Raw genomic sequence first — 19,389 nt, forward strand, 5'->3', positions numbered from 1 at the left:
GTCTATTTTGAAATTATGCTTTATATATTCCCGTTATTAAGCTATTCCAGTTATTAACATATTCCAGTCATTAACCTAGCATTTCGCTTGTTGCGCTACTTATTTTTAGGAAAATCAACTTTTGGATTAAATCTAATCGCTTTTAGCATTTGACCAATCATTTTGCGGCGCAACTTTCTCTCAACATGCCCTCTTCGCATTTGACGAACTACATTTGCGCAGAAAAGCAAGTATTTTGCCTTACCTTCGTGATGCAAACGGTAAGATGCTTGATTACGCACGCCGTATGCGAATTTCCAAGCATTCTTTTTGTCAATCATTGTAAAGTTCACACCCTTGTTTGCTCCCATATCATGCATAATTACACTATCGAGAACCTGCACGCCCGGGCATACACGCGTAATACGAAGCGTATATTCAGCATCATCAAACCAAATAAAGTATTCTTTAAATGGCAATCCGTACTTTTCTATAACCCAACGAGGAATAAGCACCGACACAAACGAACAGCTTGTAACCATAACGAGATTGTTAAATCCTTTAGCAATAAGCCTTCCCCAATCCCACGTTGGTACTGGATTGTTCATTTCGCATATTGATCCATCAACAAACTTAACCATTGAGCAAGCATACGGAACATCCGCACCAAGCTCACCTACGGCAGCATTAAATCCATCTAGAAGCTTTTCCAAAGCTTGTGGCTGAGGGTAGCCATCGTCGTCAAAAATCCACACGAAATCTGCGCCAAGCTCGTACCCTTTACGCATACCAGCACTAAAGCCACCTGCACCGCCAACGTTTTCTGGCAAATTTACAACAGTAAGATTTACTCGATTCCCCAAATGACCATTCGCAAAATCGCGAGTGTACTCTTCCAAATATTTATCTGTGCCATCAGTTGAAGCATTGTTAACAATGATTAGTTGATTTGGAAGTCGCGTTTGAGATTCTAACGAAGCCAATACGGTTTTTAGTTTCTCTAACCTGTTAAAAGTTACTACAACAGCCGCAACATTAACGCTATCTTTTGATTTATTAGCATTCACTACTTGAGCATTTGACATTACTTGCTCCATTCTTCAAATAACTTAGTAAATAACGTTTCTGCAGATTCGAGTTTTGCAAAATTGCGCAATTTTTCAACTTCTTCTTTTAACAATAATGAACGATATGAATCATTCTCCATAATCTTAAACAATTCCTTTACAGACGCTTTAACAAAACTAGAAGTCATTCTTGGCAATAACGCACTTTTTGCTATAACAGTTTTTTGCGATCCAACATCCGATGAAATTACTGGAACTCCATTAGAAAGCGCTTCAATAGTTGTAAGCGTAATACCCTCGTTTACAGAGCTAATAAGTAGCACGTCCGCATCATCATACGTTTTTTGAGCTGGAATTTTCATAGATCTGCGCTCAATAACGTTTTCAAGACCATACCTAGATATAAGTTCTGAAACAAATGTGTCTAATTCTCCATCTCCATGCAAAATAAAGTGGAATTTCCCTGGATATTTTTTGTTTAAAGCTTTTGCAACAAGAACAAACGCTTCTGGACGTTTTTGTCTTGCAATCCTTCCAACAAAAGCAACATTCAGAACATTTTTATTTTTTCTCGGCGATACGCAATCGTTTCCAATTCCAGCAGTAAGACCAATAAGTGGAGCATCAACAATCTTGGAAGATTCAATACCATGCACATTATGTAACCAATTTTCAAGTTGTGGAGAAATAACATGGTGCAAATCAATCCACTTATCGTGTGTTACAGCTTCATGCGGATATCCTCCACAATTTATGTATTCAACAATATGCAGCGAATCAATAATATGTGTTTCTGGGAAGAATTGTTTAACCCACCAAATATGGTCGTAAAGCCATTGGCAATGGTGTATTGCTATTGCTTTAATGTCAAATTGCTCAAACAAAGATCTTAAAAGTGGAACATCCGCCCAATATTCTCTAATTGGTGGAGTAAGTGGTAACACAAGAGCATCATCACAGAAATCTTTCGTGATCCACGGCTGGTGACCGTCTCTATCTGTGATAACAATTGGCACAAAACCAGCTTTTTTGGCAAGTTTTATTGTTTCTACAGCCCATCTTTCTGCACCACCAGCTTGCAGCCAATGCAAACCTATAATAATAGCTTTTTTAGCTCCTTCAACTCTTTTAGCAGGAGAAACACAGTCCAATCTAGCATCTTTTATATTTGATAAATCCCAATTTTCTTGTTTTGCAATTTCTCTTTGGTGAGCATTTGCAACATAATAAAACTTCTTTTTATTCCAAGGACAATACGCTTCAACAAGTTTCTTCGAATCACACTCGCGTTTTTTGCGCATTACTTCCCTAACAACATCAAACATAGAAGGTGCGTGTAATTCACACTCTTTGTAAATGTGCTGCTTTAACGTATCAGAAGCCCAGTGAGACATCACATCATCGTCGGTTGCATCATCTGGTGTCAGCAACAAATACCTAACGCCATTATCATTAAATAGCTTGCCTTCATTCCAAAATTCTTTTGTGTATTCGCTATTAGTTTTAACAGTTGATTGTGCACTAAAAGTTGCGATTGGTTTCAATCCTTCGTTTTTTGTACAAGCACCGTCAAAAACTGAAAAATCAGCCAATCGCGGATACTGCCATTTTTGACCCATGTAAACTTGATATTGCAAAGTTCTAGATGGAGCTGTTAGGGAATGATAATTTATAGCACCCACAATAAGCCTGCGTTGACGCTCGCTTAAAGAGTCTATATAAGCTTTTGCATTAACATCTAGATTAAAGAAATTCATTACTAAAACACCCTTATTTTTAGCCTTTAACACATATAAAACCAGCAATAAATAAAGCTAGCATTTATAATGCTTTAAGCAAGTAAAAGTCATTGCATTGTCATTTAAGAGCGCATACTCACGGTTTCGACTATCTCTTACAGCAAACATGCATGAATTACTGTCGTTAGTAAACGCAACCATATCTGTTAATTCAGGATCAGTTTTGCTTCTAGTACGAAGAGAGGCAACCAGCTTAAATTCGCCATTATTTAAAATTTTAAGAGGCACTTCAAATTCAACTTTTTGTCTTCCTGTTCCTTCTAGCTCAATTTTATCTGCTCCAGAATCATACGTGATTCCTCCACGTTTTATATCGTGCATTGCTACAGCTATAAAATATTTTCCAGGCTCATTGAATTCATATTCAATAGCAAAACGGAATTTTTCTTTACAACTAAGCAACTGCTTACTCAAAGGAACAATGCGCATAAATGGCACTCGCTCATTCAAACCAACAGCATAACCATCTTCACTTTCTCCGCCATTTTGGCTAGAAAGATTTTCTAGGGTGTAACGATTTGCAACATCGTCTTTATCTCCGTTAACAATCACTTCGCCATTCTTAATAAGAATAGCTTTATTGCAATAACGCTTTACTGCGTTCATATCGTGCGTAACGAGAATAACTGTTTTACTTACGTCTTTTTTAACCTTTGCAAAATATTCATCGCATTTTCTTTGAAAAGCTTCATCTCCAACTGCAAGAACTTCATCAAGTACTAGAATATCTCCCTGAGCTTGAATTGCAACTGAAAATGCAAGACGCACTTGCATACCAGAAGAGTAGTTTTTAAGTTTTTGATCCATAAACTCTTCAAGTTCTGCAAAATGCACTATATCGTCATACATGTTTTCAATTTGCGAGCGCGTAAAACCTAATAGTGCTCCATTTAAAAACACGTTTTCGCGACCGGTTAGTTCTGGGTTGAAGCCTACGCCAAGCTCAATGAATGGCACGAGTTTTCCGTTGACGTGTATGCGTCCGGAGTCTGGTACGTAGATTCCAGAGATGAGTTTGAGTAGGGTTGATTTGCCGCTTCCGTTGCGTCCTACGATGCCGAAGAAGTCGCCTTTGCGTACTTCAAAGTTGATATCACGCAGAACGTGCTGTTCTTTGTAGCCTTTGATACCACGCGTCCAATTAATAAACGCCTGTTTCAAACCGCTTGCTTGCTCAGTTGGTAGCTTAAAGTATTTGCCTACGTGTTCTACTGAAAGTACGACTGGTTGCAACTCTTCTTTTTCAGTATTTGTCAACTCAATCTCGCTCATTACATCACCTCAGCAAACTTACGATTGCACTTGCGGAACACTGCGACGCCGAGCACACACAAGATTACGGTTAATACTACCGGAACCATCATCAGCAAAGGAGACCCTACTAAATTCCACACAGTAGGCTGAGTAAGAGGTGCTACAAGATTGTGGCGCAAATCTTGAATACATTGTGCAATAGGGTTAAGTAACTGCACTTTTGCAATAACCGTTCCCCATCTTCCTAAAGAATTATTACCAATCACCATGCTTAGAGGGTAAATGATTGGCATTGCGTAAAACAGTACTTGTTGCGCCACGTCCCACAAGTGCGCAATGTCGCGAAAATACACGTACATAGTTGCTAGCAGCAGCGTTACGCCTAATGCTAATGCGTACAACTGTATACAATTCAAAGGAACTAATAGCACCCACCACGTAAATTGCACGCCTGAGCAGATGGCGAAAATGATTACTACCACAAGATTTATTGCAAAACTGATTAACGCGCCAACAGTTGCCGAAACCACCACAATATAGTTAGGAAAATGGATTTTACGCAGCAAATCTCCACGGTCTACCACCGCACGTAAACCAATCGAAGTAGCCTCGCCAAAGAACTGCCATGCGCTAATGCCAAGCAAAAGCACAACTGGATAGGTGGGCGTGCCATCCGACATTCGCAAAAACTTTGCAAACACTGCATACATTACGCAAAACAGCATAAGCGGTCGTAAAACCGACCACGCAACTCCCAAGAAAGACCCTTGGTAGCGCAATTTGAAATCAGTTTTCACCAGCTCTTTAAGAACCACCCACGAATAGTGGTATCTTGCGCGCAACTTATCTACAATGTTTTTCACAAGATATATAGTTTACCAGTTACTTACTCCATTTTGGATTGCGAATCCGTTTTGTGCACAGAACATACGCAATTGGCAACATGCTCCAAAGTTAGCGCAATTCGGTTGGAAATTGGTTTGATAACGAGATCTATTACAACTGCAACAACTGAAAGTGCTGCGTACGTACAAATTAAAGTAATTGCGTAAAGTAGCACTATGAGTGCGCTTGAGGAAGTTGTAGGAAGCATCCACGCCACGAACGTCCACAACGCTATGAAAATAAACATGTGCTCGTGAAGAAGGTACACTCCGAAAGTTGCTTTGGAAACGCGCAAAATTACGGTTCTTGCTAGTCCTTTAATTCGCAGCATATTTATTCGGTGTACGAGAATGAAAATACACATTGCAATAATCATTGGCAGTATTCCAATGCCGCTGTGGACCTGCTGATCCCACGTAAGAACTCGCACAAACTTATTCCCGGACGAAGCAACATAGTCGAAAGCGAGCATAAGAACAGTAGATATTGCTACGCACGCACAAAGTCGCTTCGTAGTAAGTTTTTTTATTCCGCTACCGTACTGCGCAATAAAAGCTCCGGCTAAATATCCAAAAATTGCGTAAATAATATCGTTCCAAGTATAATTTTTGCCAAAATATAGCGGAATAAGTGAGATTGACGCAAGAAGTACCAGCAGCATAGCATGATTGCGCTGAGTCATGTGACTTATAAGAATGTTGATAAAAGGCATGAACATGAGCATGATTAAGTACGCGCTCATGAACCAATAGCTTCGGTAAGTAAATGGCGTCACATTCCACAACAGCGTGTAGACAAGTTCTTTTCCGTGAAGTAAGTTGCTCAAATTTTCCGGAAGTAAGCCAAAGCAGTCTGCTACGAAGGTTACTGCCAGCACGATAATGCAGTAGAAGAACATTTGCGCCCACGCTGCAAAAACGCGTCGGTAGCGGAAGGTTTTGCGACATAAAAAGTAGCCGGAAATAATAAAGAAGGTTGAGACACCAACTTGACCGTATTGTACGACTAAGAATTTAAGTGCTGAACGCAAGCCTGGAGCCGGCAAAAGTTCCATATTGAAACTGTGCTCGCGAATGTTCAAATGTATGATCATGTGGCAGGCCACAATCATAAGCATTGCAATAATTCGCAAGACTTCAACTTGCAGGTCTTTTTGTGTGCCATTTTGCAGGTCTTTGGTCGATTGTAATACCGCTTGAGCTTGTGCAGAAGACGCTACTTTTTGCGCTGATTGTTTCTGTTCTACTACCATATTTTCTTCTTCAAAATTTTTTTATTCAAATTATCTGAATTGTAATTTACTAATAGTAACCAAATTGCAACTGATTCGTCTGTTACGTAAGTGGCGAGAACCAGGATTCGATACTTCTGTATATACTCGGCCTAGTGCCTTGAAGGTCTGAGTATCGTCCGTTGGCAAGGAGGTTTAAGGAACACAAGCCCACGCTGGAAATCACCAGAATAATCAAAACTTTGTGCATTAACTTAAAGTTGGCTTTAGAAGGCGGCTCCTCGCCTGTTTCGTTGACGCAACCAGAAGGAACGTCAACCGTGTGCACGCAAGACGAGACTTTGTCTACAAGACTTGCAATCACCATAATTGCACACAACGCTAGCAGCCAGCCGAAATCACTAAAGTACCTGCTGGAAATTCCTACTACTTCCGCATCTAATACCATAAGCAGTATCGACAATGTTAAGCCGAGCGTAAAGAATCCAGCAAGCTGCTTTTTGCGTAATTGTTGCTTTACTACCGGGTACAGTACTACGGCTGCGCATACAGGAGAGTAAGCGAGTAGGCCGCCAAAGAATGGCTCCATAATGATTTGCCCGTGGAACATTGACGGCAGCACGGATTGTTCCATAAACGGAAAAACTGGCGTAATAGTAATAGGCTGGAACAGGTACATCCATACTCCCCATGGGATTCGCGCCCAAGAGTAGGAGCGGTGAACCATGTCAAAACCGGTGAGATTGTAGGTTGCACCAAAATCGAGTGGAGAACCGAAACGCGCGTAGTTGTACCAGCAGGCGGCTAAGCCTATAAGAATCATTGGTGCGATTACGCATATAGTATTGATTACGCTGCTTCGTTTGAAGGCAAAAAATAGACGGTACTTTACGATTTCTTCCTTAAAAAGTACGAAAGCAAACAGTGACGCCAGAATAAATTGCGGTCTACACCATAGGTTTAGTGCAATACATACTGCTCCCAGAATGAGTAGCGACTTCCGTAAGTACGGGGTTTCAGAAAGAGTATCTTGAGTAGTTCGCGCTTGTAGCCACAATCCCAGTCCTAAGCAGGTGAAACACAATGATGACAGCATAGGAAGCGAGTAGATTTGCGGCAGATACGCCTGAATTAGCACTCCGCTGGACATGAGCATAACGAGATGCGACAGCACAAGGAAGCCGAAGGATCGCTTTGGGAAGAAGCGTCGAAGTAATTGCACCATAAGATAGATAGAAGCAATTGCGAAAGCGACAGCAAAGAAGGCGACGGCGTAATCTGTGCGCAAATCGTGGCCGGTAAGTACTTTGAACGGCACAAAAAGTAACAGTGCAGGAAGTGCGCCGAAGTAAGTAAAGTAGTGGCTTCCGTGGAACGCATAATCCCAGTAAGTTGGTTGACCAGTTTTTATCGACATGGCGTAGCGCGCGCCTGCATCGTAAGGGTTGCTCATATTCGGCAGCCAGTCAGGAACCGGCAGATCCAAGTACAGGTGACCTTTGAGCAGACTGTTCGCGAGGTGATTGTACTGGTTGGCGTCACATATAAAGCCGCCGTTATTACACACACCAGCTGTAAACATGTGTTGAGTACCAGTAACTTTCGTTACTCCAATAAGTATTGCGCACTGCACTAGCATTAACGCAACAAGCCACAACTGCTGCTTGCGCACACGCAAATCAAGTGCTTCTTTATAAATGCGCGAACGCGGAGCCAACGCGTATATCGCGTAAGCAATCAGCAACAACATCACGACACGAATAAGTGAAATATGTAACGGTCTACGCTGGTTCAACGCAAGATTAGCAATTGTAAAAGAATCGCCTTTCTGAAGCTTCGTACTCAAACGCAAGCCCGCAACTTTATCAACCGCATGCACGCGCACATACTTCGTATCGTTCACATTCGACGTAACTGGCTGAGACGCAACTTGAATATAGGAAGTACTATTGCCGCCATCCAACACATACACAGCAATATCGAGTGTGCGAGTGTGAGGCGAGCGCGTATCGACGTAAATGTTATTTATTTGAGAAGGCTGAGCGTAATGCAATTGTATGTATTGATCGTTTTTGCCGGTAACTGTGTACACGTCGCCGTGACGCGTCAAACCTGCACCGGTTGAAACTCTCTGAACAGGAGTTGGCTTGAATCCTGACGATTCGATTGCCGGAAAGTTGAACCATACAAGTTCCAGCAGAAGCACAATAATAAGCGGCATAATTAGCGATATGCGTCGTAAAACAGAACGCGTAGCGCGAGCACAATCGCGACTGCACTGTATCGCACTGCTTATTGCACCACTTATTGTGCTACTTACTGCATTACCCGCCATCGTTACGTTTCTTTCTGCCGCCACATCATTTACAGCAGTCGCATTACCGTTACTATTGCTCGTATCGCCCATATGCACACCTGTTAATTCCTTCGTACTATTGCCATTCTTAACGTTACTGTTTTGTAGAGTTACCGTTTTGTAGCGTTACATAACTCACTCAAGTCTGCCACAATCGATCGCATACGGATTTGAACGAATATCCTGCTCGATTACATCGTCAGTATGGCTGCTATGCAACGATTCACAGTCGACATGACGGAAGTGCGTAATAATATCCGACGGCAGCTGATAAATATCACCATACACGCGTTCCAAAATATCTTCCGATAACTGCGGTATAGCAACAGAAAAATCTTCAAAAGTTGCCATTTTTACTGGAAACATTTCGGCACATCGTGCAATATACAAATTCTCAGCATCAACATTATCCAAACCGTACACCACGTTGCGCGCGCAAGACTTACTCACCACAAGCCCCTGGTTTACAGCCTTCTTTTGGAAACTCTGAAAAATCTGTTCAATCTCCGCAGTATATTCGCCGCCCTGCTCAACATAACCGCGGTCAAGCCATGTGTTGAAAAAAGTCTGCGAACGCAACTCTTGCTGCAAATCCTTACGCAAAGACACAAAACTCTGCTGCTGTTCAGGCGTCAAATCAGGCGCGTAATCGTAGAAGAAAATATCCAAAAAACAAGGATTACTATTATTCGCGTAACGGAACCGCAACTGACGGCAGCACACGTACGGATCGTACACGAGCACCGCACGGTAGCGCGCGCACAACGCGGCATCCTCGCGCAACATCGTTAGCAGCTTATCAATATCCTCTCGCATCATACCCAAGTCAACATCGTCATCCCAAGGTATAAACCCACGATGACGCACGCAACCGAGCAGCGTACCAAAATCAGCCCAATACTGAAGATTATGCTGCTGCGCAATCTGCGCAAACTCGCTCAGCAGCGACGCGCAACCACGTTGTATAACGCGCATAGAACCTGTAGCTTTCGGCAAACTAAGGAAGAAACGCTTATGTGCATCCACGCTACTTTCGCCATCTTTCCTATAGTTTGACCAAGCCATAATCGAAGACTGCTCACGATTCGTCAAAATCTCCGCACGCAACGACTTCTCAACGTTATACTGCCCAACCTCAAGATGAGCGCAGCGAGCGTCGACACATTCTTGCAATCGAGAAATTTGCGTTTGAATAGCACTCAGCTGCTCGCGCACTTCCACAATAGAGCGTTTTGACGAAGGGAGTCTGCCTATTATCCAACTCACTATGCGACGTAACTGCGAAACCATAAGTTCATTACTCCCTCATTATTTAAAAACATACTTGCTATAGCGTACTGCTATAAACTGTTGCCACAATGCAATACAGGTTTATCATACTCCGTTGCGATTATTTTTCGGAAGCCACCACTACCGTCCCCGCAATTATCACCACGCAACAAACCCACGCAATAAGCGGCGGAATCGTTTGAGAAAGTAACGCTGCTGCAATCATGCTCCACACCGCGTACGTAATATTTCCAGCCATAGCGCGCGTCGCACCAACCTGAGCAATACCGCGGTAGTAGCACAAGTAGGAAGCAGCACCAAGTAACGCTATAAATATAGCTAACGCAATAAAGCCGGCTGATTGCATAATCTTTACGCTAAAAACCGGCAGTATCGTACACAACGGCACAATGAGTAAGGCGTACGACAGTGCGGAAACAGTTTCGCGCACGTGCAGCATTACTTCGTCGTCCACGCTTTGCTTTCTGGTAGCCCACGCGCAAGCAACGGCTTCACTTCCCCAACCAATAACACTGAAAATAGCCGCAATCAAACCTAAGACTATGCTGCCCGGAGAGAAGACAGTTGCAGTTGAAGATTCCGCGCAAGAACAGTAGCCAAGCACTCCTACCGCAATAAGCGTTACAGCAAAAGCACAATATTTCAACGCACTTAAGCGTTCGCACAACACAATAGAAGAAAGTACTATGCCAAAAGCCGGGTACAGTGCGGAAATCGCAGCAGCGTAACCGGCACCAATATTGCTTGCCGCAATAGCGTAACCGGTCATACCAATTGGGCCTCCAAGAAGCGAACTCAACACAATAGGCACAATCAATTTCGTACGTTTGCAAAGAGCAACAGTTTCGCGCAACTTTGAACGACAAGCCATATAAATCCACAATATTACAGCACACACAACATCGTGAACGCAAGCGCCCACAACGCCCACATACCATACTGCAGAAGGTGTTAAACCATGAACAGATAACGCAACCAATACCGCAAGCAAAGCAGTATCAAGTCCCCAAAACAGTCCGCTTATTAAGGAATATTTCATAAATCACACCTTTGCCACAGAGCCTGCAGACCCGTCACAACCAGCAGATTCAGAGGATTCAGCGGATACGGCACCATATTCGCTCGAAGCGCGGTCAACATAACGTTTCGCATAACGGTAATACAAATAACGACAGTCACCTACAGGCTCCCCCTCAGCCTCTTTTACCAACGACCACAAATACCAACACCACCCCGCAAAACCAACGTACGCCATGCAATGACGACGCTCAGCACAAGTAGGATTGCGCTCAAAATACTCCGCTAGAACCGCGTCAAATTCCTGCTCATTAAGCGCGTCAGACACGCACAACGTACCCAAATCCTGCGCATAATCCGACATCCCCGCATACTCCCAATCAATCAGATGGTAGCGTCCAGCAACATCCACAAGCACATTCGCACCCAATATATCGTTGTGCGCCAAGCAAATTTTTTGACAAGCATCTTTACTCACGCACTCATGCAAATAATCAACCTTATGAAGCAAAGCGTCAGCACCCTCAGGCAACGCAACACGGCGAGCGCGCAAATCGCGCAAATAACGCTGAGATTCCTCATAAAAATCGAAGCATCTACTCACCGTAGCACCACTGTTGTGAAGCTTACGAATCAGACGCATACCTTCGCGCAAATCGCAAGAATCATGAAAATCAGCAATACGACAGTCTTTCAAAAAATGCGAAATTTTCCAGCCGCACTTCGGATCATCTGCAACCAACGTACCGTCCAAACCAAGGTGCTGCGCCGCACGCAAAGCCTCATCCTCAGCCTGGCGATTCACCAACACATCCGTGCCAACCCCCGGATGACGGTACACATACTCGTTAGAACCAACCATAAAATGGCAAGAAAGATTCGTCAAACCATTTTTCAACGGGTAAACGTCGCGAATATCCGACTTTTTGCAACCAAGCACCTTAACGATGCGGTCAAAAACTTCACTGTCAACATTTTCCAAAAACAGCGGATCAAACTCGCGAAGCTCATCTAACGAATCGAACTCGTGAATAATCGGCGCATCGTAGCGGCGCATGCGCATATCAAGCTCGTCTAAATGCTCAATCAAAATGTCTTCCCACAACTTGCCAGCAGTCTGCGGCAAATCATATTCCGCACGCAAAATTCGCACAAACTTAGCCGAAAATTCGCTGTCAAAATACACGTGACCAATCATGTACCACGCATCACTGCCACCAATAGTTACCGAAGTAATGCGATCGTGCGCACCTACACTCATACACCACTCTTTAGTGCGGCCCCGCTGATATTGCGCAGAATAGTAAGCCTTCCACACGTATGGTTCAAAAGGATTTTCGTCGAAATAATTGTCAGAAGAACAAATATACGTGTTACTTAAAAGGTGAGCAACAGCCATGATTGAACTGTTGTTGTTACGCTCACGATATTCCTTATTTGGCACGATTTTTACGCAAAAATCGCCTTTAGTAAACTTGTCTTCCAAATAGAAGAAACGTTCCTGCTTGTAGCCAACCACCACGCTAATATCTTTAATTCCTGCCGCTTGTAATTGACGAATTTGTCGTTCAATAAGCACTTCGCCGCGCACAGTGAGTAAACCTTTTGGCAATTCGTAAGAAATCGGGGAAAAGCGGGAGGAAAGGCCAGCTGCCATGATCACCGCATTGTGGACGCGATGCGGTTCGAGTGCGGTAAGACCTTTTGATGTAACTTCACCATTAACAACAAACCCATGCTGAATAGCATCGCGTAACGCACTATTTACTGTGCCTAATGAAAGCTTCGTATGCTCAGCTATAGTACGTTGATTACTTCCTGGCAAACGTTGCAATGCTGATATTACAGCAAATTCGTTATGAGTTAATACTGAATATGCTTCCATAACAGTGTCTCCATGCACTAGTCGAGGTGCATAATGATGACTCTATACATTTTGTTGCATTAGTATAGTATGCACAAAGGTGTTCAAAAAATAATTATTATTAGTTTATTTTGAACATTTGACACTGTTTGCAGCATACACTTTTATACGTATTGCATGCCACCATAACTATTCTTAATACTCACATTCATTACATAACTTGAAAAAATTACATAACACTTGCCACGCAGTATAGCAGACTATATGCGCAAGTACTACGCACAGTACTGCACACTGCCACATAAACGCAAATAGATTGTTGCACTACAATCCACAACAATAGGTAAGATAACAGTGATATGCACATAGTATAAGAACATTACTGCTCATTCCATGCGCACCATTCGCCATTATGAAGGGACATATTATGACTTCTGTCGCAGTGCTGCTGCCGTGCTATAACGAGGCAATCACCATTGAAAAAGTTGTTAAAGACTTTAAGGCGGCACTTCCAGAAGCAACGATATACGTGTACGACAACAACTCAACGGACAATACTGCAAAAATAGCCAAAGAAGCAGGTGCTGTAGTTCGCAAAGAACCTAGACAAGGCAAAGGCAATGTGATTCGTGCAATGTTCCAAGACATAGACGCAGATGTTTACGTAATGGCAGACGGCGACGACACATATCCCGCTGAAGCGGCACCAAACATGGTCGCCAAAGTTATTGAAGGCTACGACATGGTTATTGGCGACCGTCTAAGTTCTACGTATTTCCAAGAGAATAAGCGACCATTCCACAATTTTGGAAATCGTTTAGTTAGAGGCGCAATCAACACGCTTTTCCACGCAAAAGTAACTGATATTATGACAGGCTATCGCGCTTTTTCTTTTTCATTCGTAAAGACTTATCCTGTACTTTCGCGCGGATTCGAAGTTGAAACAGAAATGACTATTCATTCACTCAACAACAATATAAAACTGTACGAAATGCCAATTCAGTATCGTGACCGCCCAGAAGGATCAGTTAGCAAGCTAGACACAGTTGGAGACGGTATTCGAGTGCTTTCAACCATTTTTCACATGATTCGCGAATACAAACCAATGCCTTTCTTTGGAACACTTGGCGTAATAATAACACTGTGCGGAGTAGGAGCATGCATGCTTCCATTCATAGAATTTTGGCGCACACACCTAGTAACACGCTTCCCTACTCTAATTGGTGCTGTAATGCTAATTATTACAGGATTACTATTCTTTATTTCCGGAATTATTCTTGAGATTTTAGCCAAAAATGAGCGCAAACGTTTTATAGAACAAGTAAACCTTTTTGATTACATAAAAAGAAATAGAAAGTAGCAACCTGTGCGAGCCGTCATAAAAAACAATCTTAAACTAAAAACTTATTTGCCATATATAGTGTGCTTTGTTATAAGCGGACTAATAACACTAATGTTTTTTAGTAACTTATTTCAAGCATCCGAATTAGGATTTAAAACACAAAGCATAAATTTAAGCACAGTAAAAGAAGTAAAAGCTGAACAAGCAGAAGACTCTACAAACGCAAGCCGTGATGAAATATATGCAAAATACAAAAATGACGGCGTACATATATCTAAAAATGGCGCAGATGTAGAATTCACAAACTTAAACACGTACAGCAAAACATTAGAGATTTCGCTACAACAAACAAAACCAGTTTATTACGTAACTGGAAGCGTAGAATTAGAAGACTTTGGTGTAGCTCCTGGATACGCTTTAGCTAGCCAATTTAAAATAACAACAGGAAAATTTAATACGACTAAAGTACGTTTAGAAAGTCACGGAAAACTAAACAAAATAAAATTACACTTTAATGAAACGCCAAACGGAATCGTTGTTAAAAATATAACAATTAATCCAAAATACAAGTTGCACATAAACTATGGAAAATGGGCTATATTATTCGTTTTTGGATCCGCGATTATAACTATACGTAAGAAAAAATGGCACAAAATAGCCTATATTCAAGGAGATCGAGCTCAAACCATAATTTTTTGGGCTTTGTGCGCAATAGTAACCGGATTCTCACTGTATATTTGGCTCCGATTAAACACTTATAATCGAATACGCGTTCCACTCTCCTACGATAAATACGATTTTATAGACGGAAACCCATATACAGAGCAGTTAAAAGCCTGGAAACAAGGATCGCTATCTTTGCTACAAGACCCACCAAATGGCTTATTGCATTCAACAAACCCATTTAGCATTGGCAAAAGAATGCAATTAGTGCGCGAGGGAACTCCTGCAATATGGGATGTTGTGCTGCATAATGGCAAATATTATTGCTACTTTGGAATAGTACCGTTTATTTTAACTTATTTGCCGTTTAACGCTTTGTTCCCAGCTTGGATGCCGAGCGCAATAATGGTCACAACATTATTTGCAGCAATTACAATACCAGCATTATTTGCATTGTGGAAAGAAATAATAACATTCTTTGAAATACGAATAAACTACTGCTCAATGCTGCTTATAGGAGCAGCCTTACCATTTGGATGCCTTGTTTTTTATCTGCAAGCATCTGCATCGATTTACTACATTCCTATGGTAAGCGCTATATTTTTCGGAACATTATTTGTTTACGCATCACTGAAAGCCGTAAGGCTTAAGACTAAATTTACTCAGTATGCATTATTTGCTTTAGCTGGATTAAGCTTAGCTTTGCAATGCGGTTGTAGACCAAATTCTTGCATTTCCACAGTTGCGTTTATAGCTCCACTATTTATTGCTTTACTGCTTAACAACTCCAGAAGCGTAGTAAATAAAGTATCTGCAGCTTTAAGCTTCCTAACTCCTGCAATAGCTGGGTTTGCCGGAATCTTAGTATATAACTACTTGCGTTTTGGTTCATTCTTTAACTTTGGTAACGAAGAACAATTAACAAATTTTGACTTGCGATTTAATCGTATAGCATTTGACCCTCTAAAAATCAAAGACTTGTTAATAAACTTCTTTATAAAGCCACCAAGCATAGATACGGAATTCCCGTATATTACAATAACCAGCTCAAACATTTCGGATTATGGAAATAGTTTCTTTAATCACATGACATTTGGTCTGCTATCAATACCACTTATTTGGGGCATTTTCTTAATAAGACGCAAGTACATGCAAAAAATCGAATACATAATGTGCTTAAGCGGAATAACATTCTCGATTATGTTAATCTACGTAAACTACTGCTTAGGCGGCAGCCTTTACCGTTATTATTGCGATTCAATAATAATTCTTATGATTATTGCATCTATTGGTTTTGCTAGAAGAAATTGCTCAGCTAATCAAGATGCGCAGTTGCAATTAGATAAAGAAAATGCATGCAACAATATCGAATTGAATAGGAACCAAATGTCTACTCAAACTCTAATCGTTGCATGCACTACATTAACGATAGTATTAGGATTCTTGCTTGTATTTGCAAATCACACAGAAGCTGCGAATGAAATACAATACACAAATCCAGATGCTTTTATTGCATGGAGCCAAATGCTATCAGTGGGCTTCTAACACAACATTCTGGCACTTTTGATGCCATAAGCCATTGCCATCATTGTGTTCATCTTCAATAGGCGCGCCGACCTTCTTAAAGTCACCGCGCGCATAATAATCCTTGCGAAGATTGAACATGATAACGAACTTCTTGTCTGTGCCATGCGTCCAAACATCACCATTCTGGCAACGCTGACGCCACCAGCCAGCACCCAAATTCTCCTCATCAGCAACAGGAGCACCAAGCCAACCAGCACCACGATGCCTATAGTAAGAATCACGAAGAGCAAACATGATAACAAACTTCTTATCCCTACCATGCGTCCAAACATCACCATTCTGGCAACGCTGACGCCACCAGCCGCCGCCCATGTTTTCCTCTTCGGCAACAGGAGCGCCAAGCCAAGCAGCACCACGATGTCCTTGGTAAGAGTCGCGTAACTCAAACTGAATCACGTACTTAATGTCTCTGCCATGCGTCCAAACATCACCATTCTGGCAACGCTGACGCCACCAGCCGCCGCCCATGTTTTCCTCGTCGGAAATAGGCGAGCCAAGTCGCGAATAGCTTCCGTGCTTATAGTAGGAGTCGCGCAATTCGTACTGGATTACGTACTTCTTATCTCGGCCTTGCGTAAACACATCGCCGTGCTTGCAGTGCTGACGCCACCAGCCAGCACCCAAATTCTCCTCATCAGCAACAGGAGCACCAAGACGACCATAACCACCATGCTTGTAGTAGGAGTCACGCAATTCGTACTGGATTACGTACTTCTTATCTCGACCCTGCGTAAACACATCGCCGTGCTTGCAGTGCTGACGCCACCAGCCAGCACCCAAATTCTCCTCATCAGCAACAGGAGCACCAAGACGACCATAACCGCCATGAGCATAATATGAATCGCGAAGCTCGTACTGGAGCACAAACTTCTTGTCTCCATTAGTCCATACTTCACGACGACCAAAACTCTTTACAGTCCAGCTACCATAGTTGCGCGTTTCTCCAGAAGGCTTAGACGAATTAGGCTTAGTAATAGTGCTACCAAACTCAGAAACACCATTGATTTCGCCGCCATCAGCCATGCCGAATGCGTTCAAATCGACGCGACCATCAATTCCGTCAACGCTGCCGTCGGAAGTGTACTGCCATCCGCGCAATGCTGTAGAAATAGGGAAGCCTACGCGAGAACCGTAGCTAGCAACCCAGCTTGTACGCTCGTGAATATACTGAGAATTTAATGGTCCTCTCAAATAATTTGCATAAGAGTAAACGCCGAGCTTATGGTAGCCTGCAGAAACTAACTGATTCCACCAGGAAGCAACAATATCCTGGTAAACGTATGGTGATGTTGGTGGTTTATGACCACTCCAGCTCCACTTTTCCAAATCGTAATAAACAGGATACGTTAAATCTTGAGGACTTACTCCAGCACCCTGCAAAAGATTTACAATGTCGGCACCTTCAGCAGCACCATCTTCAGCTTTTTCAGCATAGGAATACATGTAAATGCCGAATGGAATACCAAGACGCTTGCATTCGCTAATATTGCGCAAAGCTTGCTTGTCATATCCATTATCCCAGCCATAGCTAATACGAATAATCGCACCATCTACTCCAGAAGCTTTTACAGCATCCCAATCAATTTCTTTTTGATGCTCAGAAACATCAATAACCGCCTTAGCGTTATTAACGAACACATCATCATTTCCATCAATAAAAGCCGTAGTGCCATCAGCATCACTCCAATGCGCACCATACTCATTATCAATAAACGAGCTTTGATACACAGTGCCAGAATGTGATTGAATAATAGGCTTAACAACACTTTTGGTATGCACATTGGTATGCACATTAGCACGCACATTTGCATGCACATGTTCAATCGATGAAGATTTTTGCGGCGCAACGGCATTCATAGTGAAAGCAGTAGCAGCCGACACTAATCCAGCTAATACACGTACGATAATCTGTCCCACGAGTCCTCCAGACATGTTTTTTACGTGTCTCTCCGCTATTACCATAGCAATAGCACCCTAATAGCAAGCATAAATTCAATGAAAATGTGAAAACAATATGCAAAACATGTGATTTTCACAAAAAACTGAAATAAATAAACCATTAAAAAGAAAATTGCAAAACGTAAAGCAAAAATAAAAAAATGGAGCGGACGACGGGAATCGGACCCGCGTAATCAGTTTGGAAGACTGAGACTCTACCATTGAGCTACGTCCGCAATTACGCACCATATTTGCACGAAATATTCACGCACAAATATCGACTCGTTCAAGTATACAGATGCTTGTGACATCGACACAAGTGCACAAAACATATTTTTCTTATAATGTAGCTTTTCTTATAAGACTTCAAGCATTACAACAGCTGATGCAAAAGCTGAATTATCGTCTAATAATCCGTCATGACTAAGCGAAATATGCCAACGAATATTATCTATGTGCTCACTACTATCTACACACTCGCTGGACGCACTGAAAAACGATTTTACAAGTTGCGAATGCACATCTGAGCTGAGAATAATGCGTGGGCAACCATGGGAATCGTTAAGAATCTCAATACTCGCCCACGGCATGTTATCCAGAGTATATGGATAAGGGTTATTTATTGTGCATAACGCCTCGGACCACGCTTTAATCACAGCTTCTTTGCCAGCCCAGCGTGCTGCAATATGTAAAGCTCTCTCATCATTCTTCACTTGCGCACGAAGATCACATTGTCGAAGCTCTCGCACAGAAAACAGCGCACGCCAACCATTGCCATCCTGCATCTGCTCAGCAAACTGCGCAACGTTTACCAAGTCGTGCCCTATTCCTGCAATCATACGCACCTACTTTTAACACACATACCTACTTTTTTATGTTCTACGCAAAAATACTATATAAAATCTTGTATAAAATATATTTAAATCAACAATCACTTACGCGCTTTTACTGCAGTAGCAAACGCCGAAAAAGTCACCGGCAAATGTTTTCCAAAACTACAAAACAGCAACAAACACCAGAAAATTACGCACGCGACAAATTGCTTAAGCATGTGCACAAGAAACGCTACAAGCGTGATTAATTCATATACGAATAAATTACTATAAAACGATAAACT

13 protein-coding genes and 1 tRNA gene are annotated in these 19,389 nt (G+C 42.2%); 2 read left to right on the forward strand and 12 right to left on the reverse strand.

All coding sequences use genetic code 11. The features are described from left to right. Positions 1-95 precede the first annotated feature (95 nt). The 9 genes from K9E37_RS02335 to K9E37_RS02375 all read right to left on the reverse strand — a co-directional run bounded on the left by K9E37_RS02335 (position 96) and on the right by K9E37_RS02375 (position 12,763). Positions 96-1,064, reverse strand: a complete 969-nt coding sequence (locus K9E37_RS02335; protein ID WP_248893508.1) for a glycosyltransferase family 2 protein — start codon at positions 1,062-1,064, stop codon at positions 96-98. Next, positions 1,064-2,803, reverse strand: coding sequence for a glycosyltransferase (locus K9E37_RS02340; protein WP_248893510.1), 1,740 nt, complete (start codon positions 2,801-2,803; stop codon positions 1,064-1,066). Before K9E37_RS02340 ends, K9E37_RS02335 begins: the two co-directional genes overlap by 1 nt. Positions 2,804-2,860: 57 nt before the next feature. Further along, complete coding sequence (locus K9E37_RS02345) at positions 2,861-4,117, reverse strand: ABC transporter ATP-binding protein (RefSeq protein WP_033888481.1); 1,257 nt, start codon at positions 4,115-4,117, stop codon at positions 2,861-2,863. Continuing rightward, positions 4,117-4,962 carry an ABC transporter permease gene (locus tag K9E37_RS02350; RefSeq protein ID WP_004109231.1) on the reverse strand — a complete coding sequence of 282 codons (846 nt, stop codon included), beginning with the start codon at positions 4,960-4,962 and terminating at the stop codon, positions 4,117-4,119. The genes K9E37_RS02345 and K9E37_RS02350 overlap by 1 nt, the downstream gene beginning before the upstream one ends. 23 nt (positions 4,963-4,985) lie before the next feature. Further along, positions 4,986-6,236 carry an acyltransferase family protein gene (locus K9E37_RS02355; protein ID WP_004109228.1) on the reverse strand — a complete coding sequence of 417 codons (1,251 nt, stop codon included), beginning with the start codon at positions 6,234-6,236 and terminating at the stop codon, positions 4,986-4,988. 82 nt (positions 6,237-6,318) lie between these two features. Next, positions 6,319-8,622: a hypothetical protein gene (locus K9E37_RS02360; RefSeq protein ID WP_248893512.1), complete on the reverse strand. Its 2,304-nt coding sequence runs from the start codon at positions 8,620-8,622 to the stop codon at positions 6,319-6,321. An 84-nt stretch (positions 8,623-8,706) separates the two neighbouring features. Beyond that, positions 8,707-9,861 carry a LicD family protein gene (locus tag K9E37_RS02365; protein ID WP_248893513.1) on the reverse strand — a complete coding sequence of 385 codons (1,155 nt, stop codon included), beginning with the start codon at positions 9,859-9,861 and terminating at the stop codon, positions 8,707-8,709. 100 nt (positions 9,862-9,961) lie between these two features. Next, positions 9,962-10,900 (reverse strand): DMT family transporter, encoded by a 939-nt coding sequence (locus K9E37_RS02370; RefSeq protein ID WP_004109220.1) that lies wholly within the window; start codon positions 10,898-10,900, stop codon positions 9,962-9,964. A gap of 3 nt (positions 10,901-10,903) precedes the next feature. Continuing rightward, positions 10,904-12,763, reverse strand: coding sequence for a phosphotransferase (locus tag K9E37_RS02375; RefSeq protein WP_012914460.1), 1,860 nt, complete (start codon positions 12,761-12,763; stop codon positions 10,904-10,906). A gap of 406 nt (positions 12,764-13,169) precedes the next feature. Here K9E37_RS02375 and K9E37_RS02380 point away from each other — a divergent pair, with 406 nt between their 5' ends. Beyond that, a complete protein-coding gene (locus K9E37_RS02380) occupies positions 13,170-14,102 on the forward strand; it encodes a glycosyltransferase family 2 protein (protein WP_012914461.1) in 933 nt (310 codons plus the stop codon). A gap of 93 nt (positions 14,103-14,195) precedes the next feature. Continuing rightward, complete coding sequence (locus K9E37_RS02385) at positions 14,196-16,292, forward strand: hypothetical protein (protein ID WP_231130953.1); 2,097 nt, start codon at positions 14,196-14,198, stop codon at positions 16,290-16,292. Here the strand turns inward: K9E37_RS02385 and K9E37_RS02390 are convergent. The 3 genes from K9E37_RS02390 to K9E37_RS02400 all read right to left on the reverse strand — a co-directional run bounded on the left by K9E37_RS02390 (position 16,278) and on the right by K9E37_RS02400 (position 19,111). Beyond that, complete coding sequence (locus K9E37_RS02390; protein ID WP_410311092.1) at positions 16,278-18,266, reverse strand: GH25 family lysozyme; 1,989 nt, start codon at positions 18,264-18,266, stop codon at positions 16,278-16,280. The two genes, K9E37_RS02385 and K9E37_RS02390, sit on opposite strands and share 15 nt — an antisense overlap. A 168-nt stretch (positions 18,267-18,434) precedes the next feature. Further along, positions 18,435-18,508 (reverse strand) — tRNA-Gly (locus K9E37_RS02395). 120 nt (positions 18,509-18,628) lie between these two features. Beyond that, positions 18,629-19,111 carry a holo-ACP synthase gene (locus tag K9E37_RS02400; RefSeq protein ID WP_076003061.1) on the reverse strand — a complete coding sequence of 161 codons (483 nt, stop codon included), beginning with the start codon at positions 19,109-19,111 and terminating at the stop codon, positions 18,629-18,631. Between the last annotated feature and the right edge of the window lie 278 nt (positions 19,112-19,389).

It is taken from the genome of Gardnerella swidsinskii, assembly GCF_023277705.1.
Classification (GTDB): Bacteria; Actinomycetota; Actinomycetes; order Actinomycetales; family Bifidobacteriaceae; genus Bifidobacterium; species Bifidobacterium swidsinskii.

Coding starts and splice junctions, on each gene's coding strand:
- K9E37_RS02335 (WP_248893508.1), bottom strand. CDS start 1,064: ATGTCAAATGCTCAAGTAGTGAATGCTAATAAATCAAAAGATAGCGTT.
- K9E37_RS02340 (WP_248893510.1), bottom strand. CDS start 2,803: ATGAATTTCTTTAATCTAGATGTTAATGCAAAAGCTTATATAGACTCT.
- K9E37_RS02345 (WP_033888481.1), bottom strand. CDS start 4,117: ATGAGCGAGATTGAGTTGACAAATACTGAAAAAGAAGAGTTGCAACCA.
- K9E37_RS02355 (WP_004109228.1), bottom strand. CDS start 6,236: ATGGTAGTAGAACAGAAACAATCAGCGCAAAAAGTAGCGTCTTCTGCA.
- K9E37_RS02360 (WP_248893512.1), bottom strand. CDS start 8,622: ATGGGCGATACGAGCAATAGTAACGGTAATGCGACTGCTGTAAATGAT.
- K9E37_RS02365 (WP_248893513.1), bottom strand. CDS start 9,861: ATGGTTTCGCAGTTACGTCGCATAGTGAGTTGGATAATAGGCAGACTC.
- K9E37_RS02370 (WP_004109220.1), bottom strand. CDS start 10,900: ATGAAATATTCCTTAATAAGCGGACTGTTTTGGGGACTTGATACTGCT.
- K9E37_RS02375 (WP_012914460.1), bottom strand. CDS start 12,763: ATGGAAGCATATTCAGTATTAACTCATAACGAATTTGCTGTAATATCA.
- K9E37_RS02380 (WP_012914461.1), top strand. CDS start 13,170: ATGACTTCTGTCGCAGTGCTGCTGCCGTGCTATAACGAGGCAATCACC.
- K9E37_RS02385 (WP_231130953.1), top strand. CDS start 14,196: ATGTTTTTTAGTAACTTATTTCAAGCATCCGAATTAGGATTTAAAACA.
- K9E37_RS02390 (WP_410311092.1), bottom strand. CDS start 18,266: ATGTCTGGAGGACTCGTGGGACAGATTATCGTACGTGTATTAGCTGGA.
- K9E37_RS02400 (WP_076003061.1), bottom strand. CDS start 19,111: ATGATTGCAGGAATAGGGCACGACTTGGTAAACGTTGCGCAGTTTGCT.